This window comes from Ruegeria sp. THAF33, assembly GCF_009363615.1.
In the GTDB taxonomy this organism is placed as follows: Bacteria; Pseudomonadota; Alphaproteobacteria; order Rhodobacterales; family Rhodobacteraceae; genus Ruegeria.
Window position 1 is genome coordinate 1,664,482 of the sequence record NZ_CP045384.1, and the last position, 18,623, is coordinate 1,683,104.

General features: G+C 59.1%; 15 protein-coding genes. 10 read left to right on the plus strand and 5 right to left on the minus strand.

All coding sequences use genetic code 11. The features are described 5' to 3' along the window. The first annotated feature begins 63 nt into the window (after window positions 1-63). The 3 genes from FIU92_RS08345 to FIU92_RS08355 all read left to right on the plus strand — a co-directional run bounded on the left by FIU92_RS08345 (window position 64) and on the right by FIU92_RS08355 (window position 2,607). Window positions 64-957, plus strand: coding sequence for a PfkB family carbohydrate kinase (locus FIU92_RS08345; protein WP_152458128.1), 894 nt, complete (start codon window positions 64-66; stop codon window positions 955-957). After that, window positions 954-1,865 (plus strand): pseudouridine-5'-phosphate glycosidase, encoded by a 912-nt coding sequence (locus FIU92_RS08350; protein ID WP_152458129.1) that lies wholly within the window; start codon window positions 954-956, stop codon window positions 1,863-1,865. The genes FIU92_RS08345 and FIU92_RS08350 overlap by 4 nt, the downstream gene beginning before the upstream one ends. Before the next feature lie 64 nt (window positions 1,866-1,929). Then, window positions 1,930-2,607 carry a DUF502 domain-containing protein gene (locus tag FIU92_RS08355; protein ID WP_152458130.1) on the plus strand — a complete coding sequence of 226 codons (678 nt, stop codon included), beginning with the start codon at window positions 1,930-1,932 and terminating at the stop codon, window positions 2,605-2,607. On the opposite strand, the gene FIU92_RS08360 is transcribed toward FIU92_RS08355, so the two are convergent. Both FIU92_RS08360 and FIU92_RS08365 read right to left on the minus strand, forming a co-directional pair. Next, window positions 2,608-3,633, minus strand: coding sequence for a patatin-like phospholipase family protein (locus tag FIU92_RS08360; RefSeq protein ID WP_152458131.1), 1,026 nt, complete (start codon window positions 3,631-3,633; stop codon window positions 2,608-2,610). It lies immediately after the preceding gene. 64 nt (window positions 3,634-3,697) lie between these two features. Then, complete coding sequence (locus FIU92_RS08365) at window positions 3,698-4,471, minus strand: 3-hydroxybutyrate dehydrogenase (RefSeq protein WP_152458132.1); 774 nt, start codon at window positions 4,469-4,471, stop codon at window positions 3,698-3,700. A 297-nt stretch (window positions 4,472-4,768) separates the two neighbouring features. Between FIU92_RS08365 and FIU92_RS08370 the strand changes: the two genes are divergently transcribed. Continuing rightward, on the plus strand, window positions 4,769-6,586 hold the full coding sequence (locus FIU92_RS08370; protein WP_152458133.1) for an extracellular solute-binding protein: 1,818 nt from the start codon (window positions 4,769-4,771) through the stop codon (window positions 6,584-6,586). Between the two features lie 215 nt (window positions 6,587-6,801). Further along, window positions 6,802-7,383: a hypothetical protein gene (locus FIU92_RS23190; protein WP_371419738.1), complete on the plus strand. Its 582-nt coding sequence runs from the start codon at window positions 6,802-6,804 to the stop codon at window positions 7,381-7,383. Here the strand turns inward: FIU92_RS23190 and FIU92_RS08380 are convergent. Further along, the gene (locus tag FIU92_RS08380) at window positions 7,372-7,995 is read right to left on the minus strand and encodes a helix-turn-helix domain-containing protein (protein ID WP_152458135.1); all 624 of its coding nucleotides are present in this window, start codon (window positions 7,993-7,995) and stop codon (window positions 7,372-7,374) included. The two genes, FIU92_RS23190 and FIU92_RS08380, sit on opposite strands and share 12 nt — an antisense overlap. 64 nt (window positions 7,996-8,059) lie before the next feature. On the opposite strand from FIU92_RS08380, the gene FIU92_RS08385 reads away from it, so the two are divergent. The 4 genes from FIU92_RS08385 to FIU92_RS08400 all read left to right on the plus strand — a co-directional run bounded on the left by FIU92_RS08385 (window position 8,060) and on the right by FIU92_RS08400 (window position 13,235). Continuing rightward, window positions 8,060-9,577: a class I adenylate-forming enzyme family protein gene (locus FIU92_RS08385; RefSeq protein WP_152458136.1), complete on the plus strand. Its 1,518-nt coding sequence runs from the start codon at window positions 8,060-8,062 to the stop codon at window positions 9,575-9,577. After that, window positions 9,574-10,233: a DsbA family oxidoreductase gene (locus tag FIU92_RS08390; RefSeq protein ID WP_152458137.1), complete on the plus strand. Its 660-nt coding sequence runs from the start codon at window positions 9,574-9,576 to the stop codon at window positions 10,231-10,233. The genes FIU92_RS08385 and FIU92_RS08390 overlap by 4 nt, the downstream gene beginning before the upstream one ends. Window positions 10,234-10,309: 76 nt before the next feature. Beyond that, a complete protein-coding gene (locus tag FIU92_RS08395; protein ID WP_152458138.1) occupies window positions 10,310-11,518 on the plus strand; it encodes a multidrug effflux MFS transporter in 1,209 nt (402 codons plus the stop codon). A 58-nt stretch (window positions 11,519-11,576) separates the two neighbouring features. Then, window positions 11,577-13,235 carry a tetratricopeptide repeat protein gene (locus FIU92_RS08400; protein ID WP_152458139.1) on the plus strand — a complete coding sequence of 553 codons (1,659 nt, stop codon included), beginning with the start codon at window positions 11,577-11,579 and terminating at the stop codon, window positions 13,233-13,235. A gap of 141 nt (window positions 13,236-13,376) precedes the next feature. Here the strand turns inward: FIU92_RS08400 and mfd are convergent, their stop codons facing one another. Then, complete coding sequence (mfd, locus tag FIU92_RS08405; protein WP_152458140.1) at window positions 13,377-16,835, minus strand: transcription-repair coupling factor; 3,459 nt, start codon at window positions 16,833-16,835, stop codon at window positions 13,377-13,379. 21 nt (window positions 16,836-16,856) lie between these two features. Further along, on the minus strand, window positions 16,857-17,381 hold the full coding sequence (locus tag FIU92_RS08410) for a component of SufBCD complex (protein WP_152458141.1): 525 nt from the start codon (window positions 17,379-17,381) through the stop codon (window positions 16,857-16,859). A gap of 120 nt (window positions 17,382-17,501) precedes the next feature. On the opposite strand from FIU92_RS08410, the gene hemB reads away from it, so the two are divergent. After that, window positions 17,502-18,500: a porphobilinogen synthase gene (gene hemB / locus FIU92_RS08415; RefSeq protein WP_152458142.1), complete on the plus strand. Its 999-nt coding sequence runs from the start codon at window positions 17,502-17,504 to the stop codon at window positions 18,498-18,500. The last annotated feature ends 123 nt before the right edge of the window (window positions 18,501-18,623 follow it).

Below are 18,623 nucleotides of genomic sequence, written 5' to 3' on the forward strand. Positions count from 1 at the left end.
AATCTCTTGTTGCGATGACGTTCCGGCTTGCACGGGCAACACCGCTGCGGCATGACGTCCCCTATGACTCAGAACACCAATATCCTGTGCATCGGTTCGGTCCTGTGGGACGTGATCGGCCGATCGGCCAGCGCCATGCGACAGGGCTCGGACGTGCCGGGCCGGATCACCCGCCTGCCCGGCGGCGTTGCGATGAACATTGCCATGACACTGGTTCGGTTCGGCATGACACCCACCCTGCTGACAGCCATTGGCCGCGATCCCGAAGGCGACGAGCTTGTCCATGCCTGTTCGCGCCTCGGCATGGTGACGGATCACATCTATCGGTCGCAGGATTTGCCAACTGACCGCTACATGGCTGTCGAAGGTGCGAACGGGTTGATCGCGGCGATTGCCGACGCGCATTCGCTGGAGGCCGCAGGCGCCAAGATACTGCACCCCTTGATGCACGGGCCTCTGGGCTATGAGAACGCACCATTTGAGGGCCCGATCGCCCTGGATGGCAATCTGACACTGGACCTGCTTGAAGAAATTGCCCAAAGCCCTGCTTTTGCGCGTGCGGATCTGCGCGTGGCACCGGCATCGCCGGGCAAGGCCGAACGATTGCTGCCGTTCCTGAAACACGCCCGCGCCACGCTGTACGTGAACCTCGAAGAGGCCGGTATCCTGTGTCAGCGCGAGTTCACCGATTCCGAATCCGCGGCCAAAGGCCTTCTGGATCGCGGCGCGCTGCGGGTGCTGGTCACCGACGGCGGCAATTCGGCAACCATCGGCAGCTCGACAGAAATCCTGACGCAAACACCCCCTGCCGTTCTGGTCACCCGCGTGACCGGTGCCGGGGATACCTTCATGGCGGCCCATATCGCCTCAGAATCCGGCGGTGCATCCAGTGACGAGGCTCTGACCCGCGCTCTGCACGCCGCTGCAACCTACGTTTCCGGAGAAACCCCACTGTGATCGACATCCAATATTCTGCCGAGGTCCGCACCGCCAAAGACGCGGGCCTGCCCATCGTCGCGCTGGAAAGCACCATCATCACCCATGGGATGCCCTATCCGCAGAACATCGAAGTCGCGGCACAGGTCGAACAGGACATCCGCGATGCAGGTGCGGTTCCTGCAACCATGGCCGTGATCGAAGGCAAATTGCATGTCGGGCTAGAGCAGGATCAGCTGCAATGGCTGGGTCAGGCCCAAGGCGTTGCCAAGATCTCGCGCGCGGACATGGCGGCGTGCATCTCGACCGGTGGTACCGGAGCCACCACGGTCGCTGCCACGATGATCGCCGCGCATTATGCCGGGATCGAGGTTTTTGCCACCGGCGGTATCGGCGGCGTGCATCAGGGGGCCGAGACCACCTTCGACATCTCTGCCGATCTGCACGAACTTGGGCATACGCCAGTGACCGTCGTCGCAGCCGGGGCGAAGGCCATCCTGGACCTCGCTAAAACGCTTGAGGTTCTGGAAACGCTGGGCGTGCCTGTGATCGCACATGGCCAGGACGAGTTTCCTGCGTTCTGGTCGGCAAAGTCGCCCTTAAACGCGCCCCTGCGCATGGACAGTGCCGATGCCATCGCCAAAGCCCACACAACCCGCCGCGCGCTGGGTCTGCCCGGCGGGCAGTTGGTGGCGAACCCGATTCCGGCTGCCGATCAAATCCCGGCCGAGGAACTGGCCCCCATCATCGCCGAAGCCCAGTCAGATGCAGATGCCCATCGCATCACCGGCAAAGCCGTGACCCCCTATCTGCTGCAACGTATCTTTGAAAAGACCGAAGGCCGGTCATTGGTCGCCAACATCGCCCTTGTTCGAAACAATGCGCGTTTGGCGGCCAAGATCGCGCAAGCGCTCGTCAAACAGAGGTGACGTTAACCTATTGTACCAAGACCGTGGATTGACTACCTAAATCCGGAAACCATTCGGAACCGCAATGAATACACCCTTCGACGAAGAGCCTCACCGCCGCCCGGGCATGCTTTCACGGCTGCGCGCGTCCTTTTTGACGGGCATCGTGGTCATTGCGCCTGTCTGGTTGACGGTCTGGCTGATCTGGTCGGTGGTCGGCTGGATAGACAGCGCGGTCCTGCCGCTGGTGCCCCAACAGTTCCAGCCCGAACAATACGTGGGCATCAACCTGCGCGGTGTGGGTGTGGTGATCTTCCTGATCTTCACCGTTCTGGTCGGCTGGATCGCCAAGGGCATTCTGGGCCGTTCCCTGATCCACTTCGCCGAAAGCGTTGTTGATCGGATGCCCGTCGTGCGCTCGGTCTATTCCGGGATCAAGCAAATCTCGGAAACGGTGTTTGCCCAGACCGAGCGTTCTTTTGAAAAAGCTTGCCTGATCCAGTACCCGCGTCGCGGGATCTGGGCCATCGGCTTTGTCTCGACCAGCGCCAAGGGTGAGGTCAGCCAACGCGCCGAAACCGGTGGCGAGCTGCTGAGCGTCTTCGTACCCACGACACCCAACCCGACATCGGGGTTTCTGCTGTTCTTCCCCGCAGAAGACGTGATCCTGCTGGACATGAGCATCGAAGACGCCGCCAAACTGGTGATTTCGGCGGGGCTTGTATACCCGAATGGAAAAGACCCGACACAACCGCCCGAGTGATCAGCTGAACATCGCAGGCAGATCAATTGTGCTGGTCTGACCCAAGTCGTTCTTGTGGTTGGCAAGAAAACCGTCTGCGGCGTTCCGTCCGGCCTGTTTCAGCTTGTGCAGAATGACCGGATTGGGCACGGTTTTGGTGGCAACAGACAGGCTGTTCATCAACTCGTTATCTGCAATCATGTGAACCAGCACGCGGCTCATCTCTCCGGCCGTCAGCTTGCCTTCTTTCAACAACCGCTGAACAAAGCTGATCGCCCGCAACTCGCGAAATAGGGATGAGTTGAAACTGATCTCGTTGATCCGGTTCTGGATTTGCTGTGGCGTGATCGGAACCTCGTCACGCTCCAGCGGATTGATGTTCACGATCACCACGTCATCCGGCAAATCATCGTTGAACAGCGGATAGAGCGCCGGATTGCCGGTATACCCTCCGTCCCAATAGGCTTCGGTCCGGTTTGACTTCGGGTCGAAAATCTCAACCGCCTTGAACAGGGTCGGCAAACAGGCCGAGGCCAGGATGGCGTCGGTGCTGATTTCGTCGCCGGTAAAGACGCGGATCTTGCCGCTGCGTACGCAAGTGGCACACACAAACAGGCGCGGGCCTTCATCTGCGCACACCTCGTCGAAATTGAACCTGTCCACCACCGGCTTCAAAGGGTTGCTATAAAACGGCCCGTACGCATAGGGCGACACCATCCGCGACCACGCATCCCCGATCGAAAACGGCACCGAATATTCCATCGCCTGCGCAATGGCCGCCGGTTCAAGGCCGCGAAACCAGTTGGCAAAGCGCATGTCGCCAATAGCGCCCATGCGCTTCCACAACCCGTCCAGGCGCGCCCGCGCACCTTCGCGCCCGGAATGAACCATTCCAGACTTGTAGGCCGCACCGTTCAGCGCCCCTGCGGAAGTTCCGGTAATGGCAGCGACCTCGATGTCTTCCTCGTCCAAAAGACGGTCGAGCACACCCCAGGTGAACGCCCCATGCGCCCCACCCCCCTGCAACGCCAGATTGATCCGCTTCATACCGCAACCCCTTCATTTTTTCCAAAATACTCTGGGGGTGTGGGGGCAGCGCCCCCGCAAAACCTCAAAGCGCGGTCCAGCCACCATCGACGGAAATTGTGGTTCCGGTGATCTGAGCGGCCGCGTCCGAACACAGGAAGATAGTCGTTCCACCAAGTTGCTCGACCGTGGCGAATTCCTTGGACGGTTGCCGTTCCAAAAGAACGTTCTTCACAACGTCCTCACGGCTCATGTTGTATTCTTTCATCGTGTCGGGAATCTGGGACTCGACCAGCGGCGTCAGCACATATCCCGGGCAGATGGCGTTGCAGGTGATCGGCTCCTGCGCTGTTTCCAGCGCTACGGTCTTGGTCATTCCAACCACACCGTGCTTGGCTGCAACATATGCCGCCTTGAAAGGGGATGCCGTCAGACCGTGGGCCGAGGCGATGTTCACCACACGCCCCCAACCCGCCTTGCGCATCATTGGCAACGCGGCCGCTGTGGTGTGAAAGGCCGAGTTCATGTTGATTGCGATAATCGCATCCCATTTTTCAACCGGGAATTTGTCGATCGGTGAGACATGCTGAATCCCGGCATTGTTCACCAGAATGTCACAAGACCCCGCCTGTTCGATCAAGGATCGGCATTCCTCACCCTTGGACATGTCGGCCTTGATGTAGCGCGCATTGGTTCCGGTCTCTTTCGCAATCTGCGCGGCAAGCGCATGATCTTCATCGCGATCGGTAAAGGAATTCAGAACCACATCGGCACCGGCCTTGGCCAGCTCGCGTGCGACGCCCAGGCCGATGCCCGAATTTGATCCCGTGATGATTGCCGTTTTGCCGGACAGGCTCATGTCCATTCTCCCTCAAGCGTTGATCAGGCGCACCATGCCATGCTGCACCTGCAAAGAAAACGGGGAAACATATGGGATTGGAATACCGGCCTGAGACTTCCACAGGCAAAAAAAACGCCCGCACGAAGCGGGCGTTAAGTTATTGAGGCAGGTTTCATACAGGCAAGAAACCTATCGAGCAGTGCAACCTTTATAAGCAATTCTGCGCCTTGGTCCAAGCTAAAAGTTTGATAATAAGAAAAATCATCACTACGGTGAATACCAACAAAATAAGGCCAGAGCAGGATTGTTTCCAAAATGAGCCCGGATTTTCTCCGTCCGTTTCGATCACTTGTGGCGGGAATCGCCACCATTTTCGTGATCTCTGTCGCCCATGCAGAATCGTCTCATGGCATAGCTATGTATGGGGACCCGGCCCTACCACCGGATTTTGTGTCACTCCCATACGCCAACCCGAATGCACCCAAAGGCGGCAAAGCCGTATTCGGAAACACGGGCGGTTTTAACAGCCTGAACCCGTTTTTGCAAAAAGGCACCTCGCCATGGCAATTGCCTTTCTGGACCCATGAAAGCCTGATGGGACGGTCATGGGACGAACCTTTCACACTTTACGGGCTGTTAGCCGAATCAGTTGAGACCGATCCGGACCGGTCTTGGGTCGAATTCACCCTGCGGGAGGAGGCGCGGTTTTCCGACGGCAGTCCGGTCACGATCGATGATGTTATCTGGTCTTACGAAACGTTGGGCACGCAGGGGCATCTGCGCTATCGCGGTCTTTGGGGCAAGATCGACAGTATCGAACAAACCGGCCCGCGTTCGGTGCGGATCACGTTCAATGAACCCGACCGAGAGCTTGCGCTGCTGGCCGGGATGCGCCCAATCCTGAAAAAGGCGCAATGGGAGGGCAAGGATTTCGCGGATGCGCAACTTCATGATGTACCGATTGGAACCGGCCCCTATGTGATCGAAAGCTACGAAGCGGGACGCTTTGTGAATCTGCGACGCAATCCGGACTATTGGGGGAACGACATCCCGTTTCGCCGCGGCACAATGAACCTTGATGAGCTGCGGATCGAATTCTACGGCGACGGCAGCGTCTTGTTCGAAGCTTTCAAGGCCGGAGAGCTGTCAGCCGTGCGTGAATTCAACGCCGACAAATGGGACACGCAATACAACTTTCCCGCCGTGCAGCGCGGCGATGTCATCAAGACCGAAATTCCGCATGGAAAACCTTCGGGAATGACCGGGTTCGTGATGAACACAAGAAAGGCTCCGTTCGACGACTGGCGCGTGCGCGAAGCGCTGATGCTTGCGTTCAACTTCGAGTTCATCAACGACACGGTAACCGGTGGTGCGCAACCAAGGATTACGTCTTATTTCTCGGGGTCCGACCTTGCGATGCAGCCCGGCCCGGCCCAGGGGCAGGTAAAAGACCAGTTGCTTCCTTTCGCTGACATCCTGTTGCCCGGCACGCTGGAAGGGTATGAACTGCCGAAAGGCGACGGATCGGCCCGGAACCGGGCAAACCTCCGCAAGGCCGCCGGACTATTGGCCGAGTCAGGCTGGACCGTTCAGGATGGCGTGCTGCGCAATGCAAATGGCGATCCCTTTCAGATGACTTTCCTGCTTCAACAGGGTGACAGCGAGATGGCAACCGTGGTCGAGATCTATTCCCGCGCGCTGGAACGTCTTGGCATCCGGGTCACGACGGAACAGGTCGACAATGCCCAATATGTCGGGCGCACGTCTGAACTAGACTTTGACGTCACGACGTTCCGCCGAGCGCTTTCCCTGTCTCCCGGCAATGAGCAGCGTCTTTATTGGGGCAGCGAAACTGCCGATGCGCCCGGCACTCGCAACCTGATGGGCGTATCTTCGCCCGCAGTTGATGCCATGATCGATGCGATGCTGGCCTCAAAAACCCGCGAGGACTTTACCGCGGCCACCCGCGCGCTGGACCGGGTATTGACGGCAGGCCGCTATGTCATCCCGATCTGGAGCTTTGACATCGGGCGCATCGCGCATGTCAAAGAGCTTAAGCACCCGGAAACCCTGCCTATCTATGGCGACGGTCCGCAGTACATGCCCGAAGTCTGGTGGTACGACGCCCGGTAAAAGGCGCAAACCCAAGACCAGCCGTTGTACATGTGAATCCGGCTGGTCTTTCCAATTGAAGTTTCCGAAAGACGGAAGCTTGAAGTTCCAGCTGTTTCATACAAACAGCGCTCAGGAAATTTCCACCAATCGGCAAATTTCAGCACATTGCCATCCCACACAAGATATCGTTTGGCCGCATTGGAAGCATCGTAATCAGCGACCAACATCGTCACATGCAAGCGATCCAGAAAGAAACACCCACAAACAGTTTTACTTATCCGGAAAATATGCATATATATTGCGCATTTAGGCTTAGTAACGAGCTGGCGATGACCTCGCCTCTCTGCCTGCCGGGACAATCTGGCGCTGCGGATTACAGAACAATCGGGCCCGCCACCACTCACACCAAATGTAGGCCCGTCGGCCCGTTGCGGAAACTTCGCAGCGGGCATTTTTCCCCTCAAGAAGGCGAGGTCCAGCGCTGCGACATTTTGTCATGTCTTACGTTACGGCACCCTATCCGTACTCTGAAGCAGGGGAGAGCAGTCCTAATCGTTGCTAAGGGAAGCTCATTGATGATGAACTGGACCGATCTTACAAACGACTGGAATGCGGCATGCGAACGCGCAAAGCGGCGTTTTCCGAACCTGCGTGACAAGGACATGATGCGCGTGTTGAAGGATCGAAAAGGGTTTGAAGCCTATTTGGCCGAACGTCACCAACTTACGATAAATGAGGCGCATGAAGAGGTCGAAGATTTCCTGTTCACCGAAGGGCTCAACCGGGAATTCAGCAGAATCGCTTTAGGCAAGTGATGTAACCCAAAGGATCGTCGCGTCTTCGTCACTGACGGAAATCACGTTGTGGCCCATGCTGCCATCGTAATACGCGCTGTCCCCTCTGCGCATCTCAACCGGCTCGTAAAACTCGGTGTAAAGCTTGACGATACCGGTCAGCACATACATGAATTCTTCGCCGTCATGGCGCACCCAGCCGTCAAATTCATCCATTGATCTTGCGCGGACCCGCGCACGATAGGGCAGCATCTGTTTCTTGGTCAGGGTTTCGGCCAGAAGCTCATGCTCATAGGTTGTGGTGGCATGAGCCGTGCCGTCGCCCACACGGGTGATCGCCATGCGTCCGATCACCTGATCGCGCTGGGGCGGCGTAAACAGTTGCGGAACAGAAATCTCCAGCCCGGTCGCAAGCTTCTTGAGCGCGTCGTAAGTCGGCGACATCTGCCCGTTTTCAATCTTGCTGAGGGTCGAGCGTGCCAATCCGGCCTGACTGGCGGCCTGTTCCAATGTCCATTCCCGCGCTTTGCGCAGCTCTCGCACACGTGCGCCAAGGTCCAGCGGCTCAACTTCGGTATGGTCGCCAGAGTCGCGGGCAATTCGGATCAGAGATTTGGGGTCTTGAGTGCTCATGACCCTTCTATAGGCCCGGCCAGCCACGCTTGCAACGCGGCAGGCGGCGCGATAGCCAGAGGCCATGTTGTCAATCTTCGATCAGGGGTCGCCCGCACCCTGCCCCACGCCATTCAATCTGGCGGCCCATGTTCTGGGCCGTGCCGATCACGCGCAGGATAAAGTGGCTTTGTCGATATTGCGCCCGAACGGCGCGCAGGACTGGACCTATCGCGATCTGAAAGCGGCTGTGCTGGGCACAGGCACGGGATTGCTGCGGGCCGGGTTGAAACCCGGTGATATCGCCCTGATGCGGCTGGGAAACACGGTGGATTTCCCGATTGCCTATCTGGGGGCAATTGCCGTGGGCATCGTGCCGGTGCCGACATCGTCACAACTGACGGAACCCGAAACCGCCAAAATAATCGACGAGCTTTCTCCGGCGGTGATTCTGCGTGATCCGGGCGTTGCCTGCGCCTCGCATTCCAAGCAGATCGGGCTGGACGCGCTGAAAGCGATGCGATGCCTGCCCCCGGCAGAATTTGACATGGGCGATCCGGAACGTATGGCCTATGTCGTCTATACCTCTGGAACCTCGGGCAAGCCTCGTGCCGTGGCCCATGCCCACCGGGCAATCTGGGCGCGGCAGATGATGGTTGATGGCTGGTATGGTCTGCGCGAGACCGACCGGCTGTGCCACGCCGGAGCATTCAACTGGACCTATACGCTGGGCACCGGCCTGATGGATCCATGGACCATGGGCGCAACTGCCCTGATCCCCGCGCCCGGCACCGAAATCACGGCCCTGCCTGCCCTGCTGCGTCAGCATGGCGCAACGATCTTTGCAGCGGCCCCCGGGGTCTATCGCAAGATGGTGCAAGGGCGCGATCGGATGGAGCTGCCAGACCTGCGCCACGGCTTGTGCGCGGGCGAGAAACTGTCGCGCGCGCTGCACGAACAATGGCGAGAGACCACCGGCACCGAGTTGTTCGAAGCCTATGGCATGTCCGAATGCTCTACCTTCATTTCCTCCAGTCCGGATCATCCCGCGCGCAGCGACGCATTAGGGCAACCGCAACCGGGGCGTCGTGTGGCGATCCTTGGTCCGGACGGTCCGGTGCCGAAGGGGCAAGAAGGCACCATCGCCATTCACCGCACTGACCCCGGCTTGATGCTGACCTATCTCAACGCACCCGATGAGGTTGAAACGCGGATGCAGGGAGAGTGGTTTCTGACCGGCGACCAGGGCGCCATGGCCGTGGATGGTCAGATCAGCTATCTGGGCCGCGACGACGATATGATGAACGCGGGTGGCTATCGCGTGTCCCCGGTCGAAGTCGAAGCCGCCCTCTCCCGCTTTCCGGGCATCACTCAGGTCGGCGCCGCCGCGGTCGAGGTCAAACCGGACACATTTGTGATAGCGGCCTTCTATACGGGCCCGGAAAAGCTGGACGATGCGGCCTTGCGCACCTATGTCGAAGCCAACCTGGCGCGTTACAAACAACCACGCGCCTTCATCCATCTGCCCGCCCTGCCGACCGGCGGAAACGGCAAACTCCTGCGCCGGGCGCTGCCGGCCTATTTCGAGGCACCAACAAAATGACCCAGACCGTCAAGCTCGACATCCTGTCCGATCCGATCTGCCCGTGGTGCTATATCGGCAAGACTCAATTGGACAAGGCACTGGCCAACGTACCCGACCACCCCTTTGTCATTGAATGGCATCCGTTCCAGTTGAATCCTGACATGCCGGATGCGGGAATGGATCGGCGCGAATATCTCGAGCGCAAGTTCGGCGGCAAGGACGGCGCGGTTCGCGCCTATGCGCCTGTGGTGGAACATGCCGAAAAGGCCGGTCTGAACATCAACTTCGAGGCCATGAAGCGCACCCCCAACACGCTGGATGCGCATCGCCTGATCCATTGGGCTGGCATCGAAGGCAAGCAGAATGCCGTCGTCGATGCGCTGTTCGATGCCTATTTCGTGCAGGGTCGCGACATCGGCGACCATGAGGTACTGGCCGACATCGCGGATAGCGCCGGAATGGACGCCGCCGTGGTCATGAAGCTGCTGAAATCAGACGCCGACCGCGAGGATATCCGCAGCCGCGATGCCCATTCCCGCAAAATGGGTGTGAGCTCGGTCCCGACCTTCATTGTCGCCAATCAACACGCAGTTCCCGGCGCCCAACCTCCTGAAATGTGGGAGAAAGTGATCGCTGAAATCATGTCTCAACTTGAGGCTTCCCCTGCAGAATAGCACAGAGGTCTGTGCAAAATTCCAGTCTGGCCTATGCCGGCCCGCCGTGATAGCGCGAACGGGTTAGGAGTTCTTCATGGCCAATCGCATGTCGAAGGCGGAATTCATTGCGCTGATTGCAATGATGTTCGCCACCATCGCCTTTTCGATCGATTCTATGCTGCCTGCGCTGCCCGAGATCGGCGCGCAGCTCAGCCCCGATGACGTCAACCGTGCCCAACTGATCCTGACGTCATTCGTGTTGGGCATGGGGATCGGCACGTTTTTCACCGGCCCGCTTTCGGATGCGCTGGGACGCAAGCCGGTCATTTACGGCGGCGCGGCTTTGTACATTGCGGCGTCTGCTGTCGCATGGGCCAGTTCTTCACTGGAACTGGTCTTGATTGCACGCGTGGTTCAGGGCCTGGGCGCCGCAGGTCCGCGCGTGGTGGCCATGGCGATCATCCGCGACTTGTATTCAGGCCGCGAAATGGCGCGGATCATCTCAATTGCGATGATGATTTTCACGTTGGTACCCGCGGCAGCACCGATGCTGGGCGCCGGTGTGATCGCTTTGTTCGGATGGCGCGGGATCTTTGTGTCTTTCATGCTGTTTGCGTTGATCATCATTTCCTGGATGGGCCTTCGGTTGCCGGAATCTCTGGCCCGGGAAAACCGTCGTCCGTTCCGCTTTCCGCTGATGCTCTCTGCCACGAAAGAAATGTTTGCGCATCCGACCGTGCGCCTTTCGATCATGGTTCAGACCCTGTGCATGGGGGTTCTGTTCACCATGCTGACAATGGTTCAGCCCGTTTATGACGTAATCCATGACCGCGCCGAAAGCTTTCCGTTCTGGTTCGGGTTCGTGGCGCTGATGTCCGGGTCGGCCAGTTTGCTGAACGCGGCACTGGTGGTGCGTGTGGGCATGCGCCGGATGGTGACATGGGCGCTGGGGGGGCAAATCGTGATTACCACCATTGTCATGACCCTGAACGCCGCGCATCTTTCGCCAGACGCCTCATTCGCGCTGTTCGTGTTCTGGCAAACCATGGTGTTTTTCATGGCCGGCGTGACGCTGGGCAACCTGAACGCCATCGCGATGGAACCGATGGGGCATATTGCCGGAATGGCAGCCTCGGTCATCGGATCGATTTCGACGGTGCTGGCCGCTGCCATCGCCGCCCCGATCGGGCTGTTGTTCGACGGTTCGATCACGCCTTTGACCTTCGGCATCCTGAGCATGTGCATTCTGGCCTTCGGGCTTATGCTGCATATGGGCCGCGTCGAAGAGCGTCTGCCAGCCTGATCTGTGCGACTCGTCAGAAACACGCTACCCTCGACCTGAACCAAGCGGAGGGCTTCTGATGCGTGAATACTATGATCTGGGCAGCTATTCCTGTCCGGTAACGACCTCCGTTCCCGAGGCTCAGCTGTGGTTCGACCGCGGCCTGAACTGGACCTATGGGTACAATCACGAAGAAGCCGTGGTTTGTTTCCAGCGCGCAGTCGAACATGACCCCCAATGCGCCATGGCATATTGGGGCGTCGCCTACGCGGCGGGACCGAATTACAACCTGCCATGGGACTTGCAGGACGAGCGGGGTCGCCGCAAGGCGCTGGCGCTGGCTTATGATGCCATGCAAAACGCCCTTCGATTGGCAGACGGCTGTACGCCCGTCGAGCAAGCTCTGATCCAAGCCCTCCCTGCGCGCTATCCGCAACGAGATCCGGCAGAGGACATGCACCGGTGGGATCACGATTTTGCCGAAGCGATGCGCGCAGCCTTCGCCGCGCACCGCGATCATGCGGACCTGCGCACGATCTACGTCGAGGCGCTTTTGAACCTGACGCCCTGGAAAATGTGGGACCTGCAAACAGGCCAACCGGCAGAAGGCGCTGCAACGCTTGAAGCGCAAGAGGCGTTGGAATGGGCCATGGCCAACGATCCGGCCGCCATGTCACATCCCGGCCTGCTGCATCTTTATGTTCACCTGATGGAGATGTCGCCCACGCCGGAAAAAGCTCTGAAAGCCGGTGATGTCCTGCGCACATTGGTACCTGATGCGGGGCACCTTGTGCATATGCCGACACATATTGATGTGCTGTGCGGCCACTATTACAACGTGGTGCATTGGAACGAAAAAGCCTCGGATGCGGATCTGAAGTATTACGAACGCGAAGGCGCGTTCAATATCTACACCGGATACCGCCAACACAACTATCACTTCGCCATCTACGGCGCGCTGTTTCTGGGTCAGATCGAACCTGCCCTGCGCGCCAATCAGGGTTTGTGGGATACAACGCCAGAGGAGATGCTACGCGTCGAAAGCCCCCCAATGGCGGATTACTTCGAAAGCTACATGTCCATGGGACCGCACATCCTGATCCGCTTTGGCCGCTGGGAAGAGGCCAAGGCGCTGGAGCTGCCCTCCGATCCGTATCTCTACCGCACCCTGACGGCCACGACCCATTACGCCCGCGCCATCGCACATGCCGCAACCGGTGACGTTGTCCATGCCGAAGCGGAAGAGAACCTGTTTCTGGCAGCCAGGGAATGCGTTCCGGAAACGCGCCGGTTGCACAACAATCGTGTGATCGACCTGCTGGAAATCGCGGGGGAGATGCTGCGCGGTGAGATCGAGTACCGAAAGGGCAATTTCGAAATCGCCTTTGCCCATCTGCGCCGCTCGGTCCAATTGGACGACACCTTGCCCTATGACGAGCCCTGGGGCTGGATGCAGCCCACCCGCCACGCGCTTGGCGCATTGCTGTTCGAACAAGGTCATGCGGCAGAAGCAGAGGCCGTCTATCGCGAAGATCTTGGGCTAGGCGGCTCGCTCAGCCGCGCTTCGATCCATCCCGACAACGTCTGGAGCCTGAAGGGGCTGTACGATTGCCTCAAAGCCCGCGGGGAAGTTGTTGAAATCCGACAGATCAAACAACGCCTGGATCTGGCTCTGGCCCGTGCTGATCGGGCGGTTGCAGCGTCTTGCTTCTGCGCGCAGGCTGCAATGCGTGTATAGGCGGGATCGCGCTGCCGCGCGATGCCTCCGGCGGGGATATTTTCAGCCAGATGAAGCTGGGTTCCGTGACTTCATCTGGCCGCAAATATCCCGGGGGAGATGCGCGGAACGCGCAGCGGGGGCAGAGCCCCATCCTGCCTGTCAGCCAGCCTTGGCCTTCTTCTTTTCCGCGACCACTTTTTCAGCAAGGTCGCGGGCAATCGCAAAGGCCCCTTTGATCTTGTCGCTGTCTTTCTTCCAATCCCGGCGCACGACGATCTTGTTATCCTTGACCTTGGCCATGCCGCGCTGGTTCTGAATGAATTCGACCAATCCCTGAGGCGATGCGAACTTGTCATTGTGGAACTGGATCGTCGCGCCTTTCGGGCCTCCGTCCAGTTTGGCGATGCCCGCCCTTTTGCACATGGCCTTGATGCGCACGACCAGCATCAGAGTATTAACTTCTTTCGGCAATTTGCCGAAACGGTCGATCAATTCCGCGGCAAAACCTTCCAGCTCAACCTTGGTCGACAGCGACGACAGACGTCGATAGAGACCCAGACGCACGTCCAGATCGGGTACATAGTCCTCGGGGATCAGAACCGGGACGCCCAGATTGATCTGCGGGGCCCATTGATCGTCAGCATCCGACAGCCCCTCCATCTCGCCCGCCTTGATCTTGGCAATCGCTTCTTCCAGCATCGATTGATAAAGCTCATAGCCCACGTCGCGCATCTGACCGGATTGTTCCTCACCCAGCAGGTTACCTGCGCCGCGAATATCGAGGTCTTGAGACGCCAGCGTGAACCCGGCGCCAAGCGTATCCAGCGAGCCCAGAACCCGCAGACGTTTCTCGGCCGTAGCGGTCAGTTTCTGCCGTGGCTTGGTGGTCAGATAGGCATAGGCACGGGTTTTGGACCGCCCCACCCGGCCCCGGATCTGGTAGAGCTGCGCAAGACCGAACATATCGGCGCGGTGCACGACCATCGTGTTCGCCGTTGGAATGTCCAAACCGCTTTCCACAATTGTCGTCGCCAGCAGCACATCATACTTACCGTCATAAAACGCATTCATTCGGTCATCGAGTTCACCCGCCGCCATCTGGCCATGTGCAACAACATAGGTCAGTTCCGGCAGCTGGTTTTTCAGGAACTCCTCGATCTCGGGCAGGTCCGAGATGCGCGGAACCACGTAGAAACTCTGCCCGCCGCGATAGTGTTCGCGCAGCAGCGCCTCTCGGATCGTGACCGCGTCGAACTCGCTGACATAGGTTCTGATCGCCAAGCGGTCGATGGGCGGTGTGCCGATGATCGACAGATCGCGCACCCCGGTCAGCGACAATTGCAAGGTTCGCGGAATCGGGGTTGCGGTCAGGGTGAGAACATGGATGTCACTGCGCAGTTGCTTCAGCCGTTCCTTGTGTCCCACGCCGAAATGTTGTTCTTCGTCGATGACCAGTAGACCCAGATTGTGAAACCGTATGTTCTTGGCCAACAGCGCATGGGTCCCGATCACGATATCGACCGTGCCCTTGGCCAGCCCCTCACGTGTCTGCTGCGCCTCTTTGGCCGAGACGAAGCGCGACAATTGCCGCACTTCCAGAGGGAAGCCGCGAAACCGTTCCCTGAAGCTTGCCGCATGCTGTCGGGCAAGCAGTGTTGTCGGTGCCACGACCGCAACCTGCACGCCGGACATGGCGGCGACAAAGGCGGCGCGCATCGCCACCTCGGTCTTGCCAAAACCGACGTCGCCGCAGATCAGGCGATCCATGGGTGCACCAGAATGCATGTCTTCCATCACATCCGAGATGGCGCGCAACTGGTCATCGGTTTCCTGATAGGGGAAACGCGCGCTGAACTCCTCCCACGCGTGCGGTGGCGGGTCCATAACCGGAGCCTTACGCAGCGCACGTTCCGCCGCGATGCGGATCAGCTTGTCCGCCATCTCGCGAATGCGCTCTTTCAGCTTGGCCTTCTTGGCCTGCCAAGCGCCGCCGCCAAGTCGATCCAAAAGCCCTTCGTCATGGCCGTATTTCGACAGCAGTTCGATGTTTTCGACCGGTAGGTACAACTTTGCCTGCTCGGCATATTCCAGCAGCAGGCATTCATGGGCGGCACCGGCGGCCGTGACGACCTCCATCCCCATGTATCGACCAATGCCGTGATCCACATGCACCACCAGATCACCGGGGCTCAGGGATTGGGTCTCGGTCAGGAAATTCTCGGCCTTGCGGCGTTTTTTGGGTTGGCGGATCAGCCTGTCGCCCAGAACGTCCTGTTCGGCGATCACCGTCAGGTCTGGCGTCTCAAAACCGTGTTCCAGCGCCCAGACGGCAAGGTGCAGGCCGCGCTTTCCGATGCGCGTTCCATTGGCAATGGGAATCGCCTCGGCCAGACCTTCATCCTCGATTAGGCCGGTCAGACGTTCGCGCGCACCTTCTGAATAGGATGCAATCAGCACCGGACCTTTGTCAAGCTTGGCGGTGATGTGGCTGGCCAGAGCACCGAACAAGCTGATGCTTTCCTGCTGACGTTCCGGAGCAAAGTTGCGCCCGATCCGCCCGCCCGCATCGATGACACCCGGGCCCGAGGCCTGTGGCAAAGGGCTGAACTGCATGACGCGCCGATCCGCGACAGCCGCCTCCCACGCGGCATCATCCAGATACAGCAACCCCGGAGGTGTGGGTTTATAGACCGTATCCATGCGGGATCGGTTTTCCAGCGCCAGACGCCGGGTTTCGTATTGATCGGCAATCGTCTCCCATCGAGCCAATCTAGCCGGTGTAACCTGATCATCGACGGTGATCGTGGCATCCGGCAGATAATCAAACAGTGTTTCAAGCTTCTCGTGGAAGAAGGGCAGCCAATGTTCGATACCCTGATGCTTGCGACCGGCGCTTACCGCTTCGTACAGCGGATCATCCGTGCCCGCGGCGCCGAATTCGATCCGATAGTTCTGGCGGAACCGCGTAATGGCCGCATCATCCAGAATGACCTCGGACACCGGCGCAAGTTCAACCACGTCCAGCTTTTCGGTCGTGCGCTGAGACACGGGATCAAAACGGCGCGCGCCGTCCAGTACGTCTCCGAACAGGTCCAGACGGACGGGGCCCGATTCACCCGGCGGGAAGATATCGATGATACCGCCGCGAATGGCGTAATCGCCCGGCTCCATCACGGTGGGGCTTTGCGTGAAGCCCATGCGCACCAGGAAGTTGCGTAGCGCGGCCTCATCTATGCGCTGATCGACACGGGCGGTGAACGCCGCTTCGCGCAGCACGTCTCGCGCCGGGACGCGTTGGGTTGCCGCATTCAATGTCGTCAACAACACGAATTTCTGCGGCATCTGGTGAACCAGAGCCGCCAGCGTGGCAACGCGGGCCGCTGAAATGTCGGCATTGGGTGACACCCGGTCATAAGGCAGACAATCCCAGCCCGGAAACACGAAGACCGGCATGTCGGGGGCAAAGAAGGCCAGTGCCGCGCGCATCGCCTCCATCCGCTTGTCGTCACGTGCGACATGGGCCACCGGCCCGTTGCTGCGGGCGATTTCGTTCAGCACAAGCTGCGCGTCAAACCCTTCGGGGGCGCCGCCAACTGTCACGTGGTTCGGAGCCTTCATCGCCTCGCCTTTCAGATTTTGCTATCCCAGAACGCCAATCGAGATGTTCTGATACATGCCCCAGAACGAAGTGACCAGTATCGAGATCATGCCTATGATCTGGGTATAGAGCCGGCAGCGCGCAATGGTTTTCGAAACGGACTCGAGCGTCAGTTCCTGCCGCCGCAATCGTCGCGCGTGCACGATGTTCACCACCAGAACAAGCGTCAGTGGAAACAGAAGAAGGAACACGGCCTGCGCGAATTCGACGCCGTAGTAGAACCCAAGCGTGGCCAGCCCGGTGAACAGAAAACACCCGAATGCCAACAGGATGGTGCCTGACATGTCGACGATCAACAGGATCCGGTTGGTGTGTATGCGAACGATGTCCAGAAGGTCGATCTCGACCTGCCCGCCAATGCGTCGGGCACGTACCACCAGATCGTAGGGAATGCCCATTACCCAGTGACTCGCCGAAGACCAGACAACCGCCAGCACGATCCAGAACCAGAGATTCGAAAAGCTACGCATGTCGATGACTTCAAAGATCGAAGAGTACCAGTCCAAACCCAACCCTTTATTCAAACCACTCAGGGAGGATTGGCCACGCTGCCGCGTCCATTGATACCCTTGAGACCTTTGTGAATTCATGCCACCCAATGCACGAATGTTCAAGGAGAACGCGCCATGAAACCGACCATTGCCCCCTATCCCATGACCCGCTTTCGGCGTGCCCGTCAATCCCGGGCAATCCGCGGACTTGTGCGCGAGAACACCTTGACCACGGACGACCTGATCTGGCCCGTTTTCGTCCGCGACGGCGAAGGGGTTGAAGAACCCGTTCCCTCGATGCCGGGCGTGGTGCGCCGGTCGGTGGATCTGATTGCAAAAGCGGCCGTCGAAGCACAAGCGCTTGGAATCCCTGCGATATGCATCTTTCCCTACACGGATTCCGCGCTCAAGACCGAGGATTGCGCCGAGGCCTGGAACCCCGACAACCTGTCGAACCGGGCCATTCGGGCGATCAAGGCGGCAGCCCCCGACATTGCGGTGATGACGGACGTGGCGCTGGACCCGTACAATATCAATGGTCATGACGGCTATGTAGTCGACGGAGAGATCGTGAATGATCAGACCATCGAAGCGTTGGTCAAGATGACCCTTGCCCAGGCCGATGCCGGTGCCGACATCATCGGACCGTCTGACATGATGGACGGCCGGATCGGGGAAATGCGCCGCGCATTGGAAGGTGCCGGGCATCACAACGTGATGATCCTCAGCTATGCCGCGAAATACGCCAGCGCTTTTTACGGCCCCTTCCGCGACGCCGTCGGCGCCTCGGGCGCGCTGACCGGTGACAAGAAAACCTATCAGATGGACCCGGCCAACTCGAACGAAGCCCTGCGCCTGATCGAACGCGATCTGACCGAAGGCGCGGACATGGTGATGATCAAACCCGGAATGCCCTATCTGGATATCTGCCGTCGTGTGAAAGACAGCTTTGGCGCGCCCACCTATGCCTATCAGGTCTCGGGAGAATACGCGATGATCCAGGCGGCCGCCCAGAATGGCTGGATCAATGGAGAAACGGCGATGCTGGAAAGCCTGCTGGCCTTCAAGCGCGCCGGGTGCGACGGTATTCTGACCTATTTTTCGCCTCAGGTTGCCCGCATCCTGCAAGGCTAAAACCCCGAAGAGTCGCAATTTTTCGCCGACAAGCCCCCTTGAGCGGGCAGCTTTCCCGTGACACATCGCCCTAATCGGCGTATCCTTGCCGGCAAGATCGGGATGACCCGACACATCAGGCAC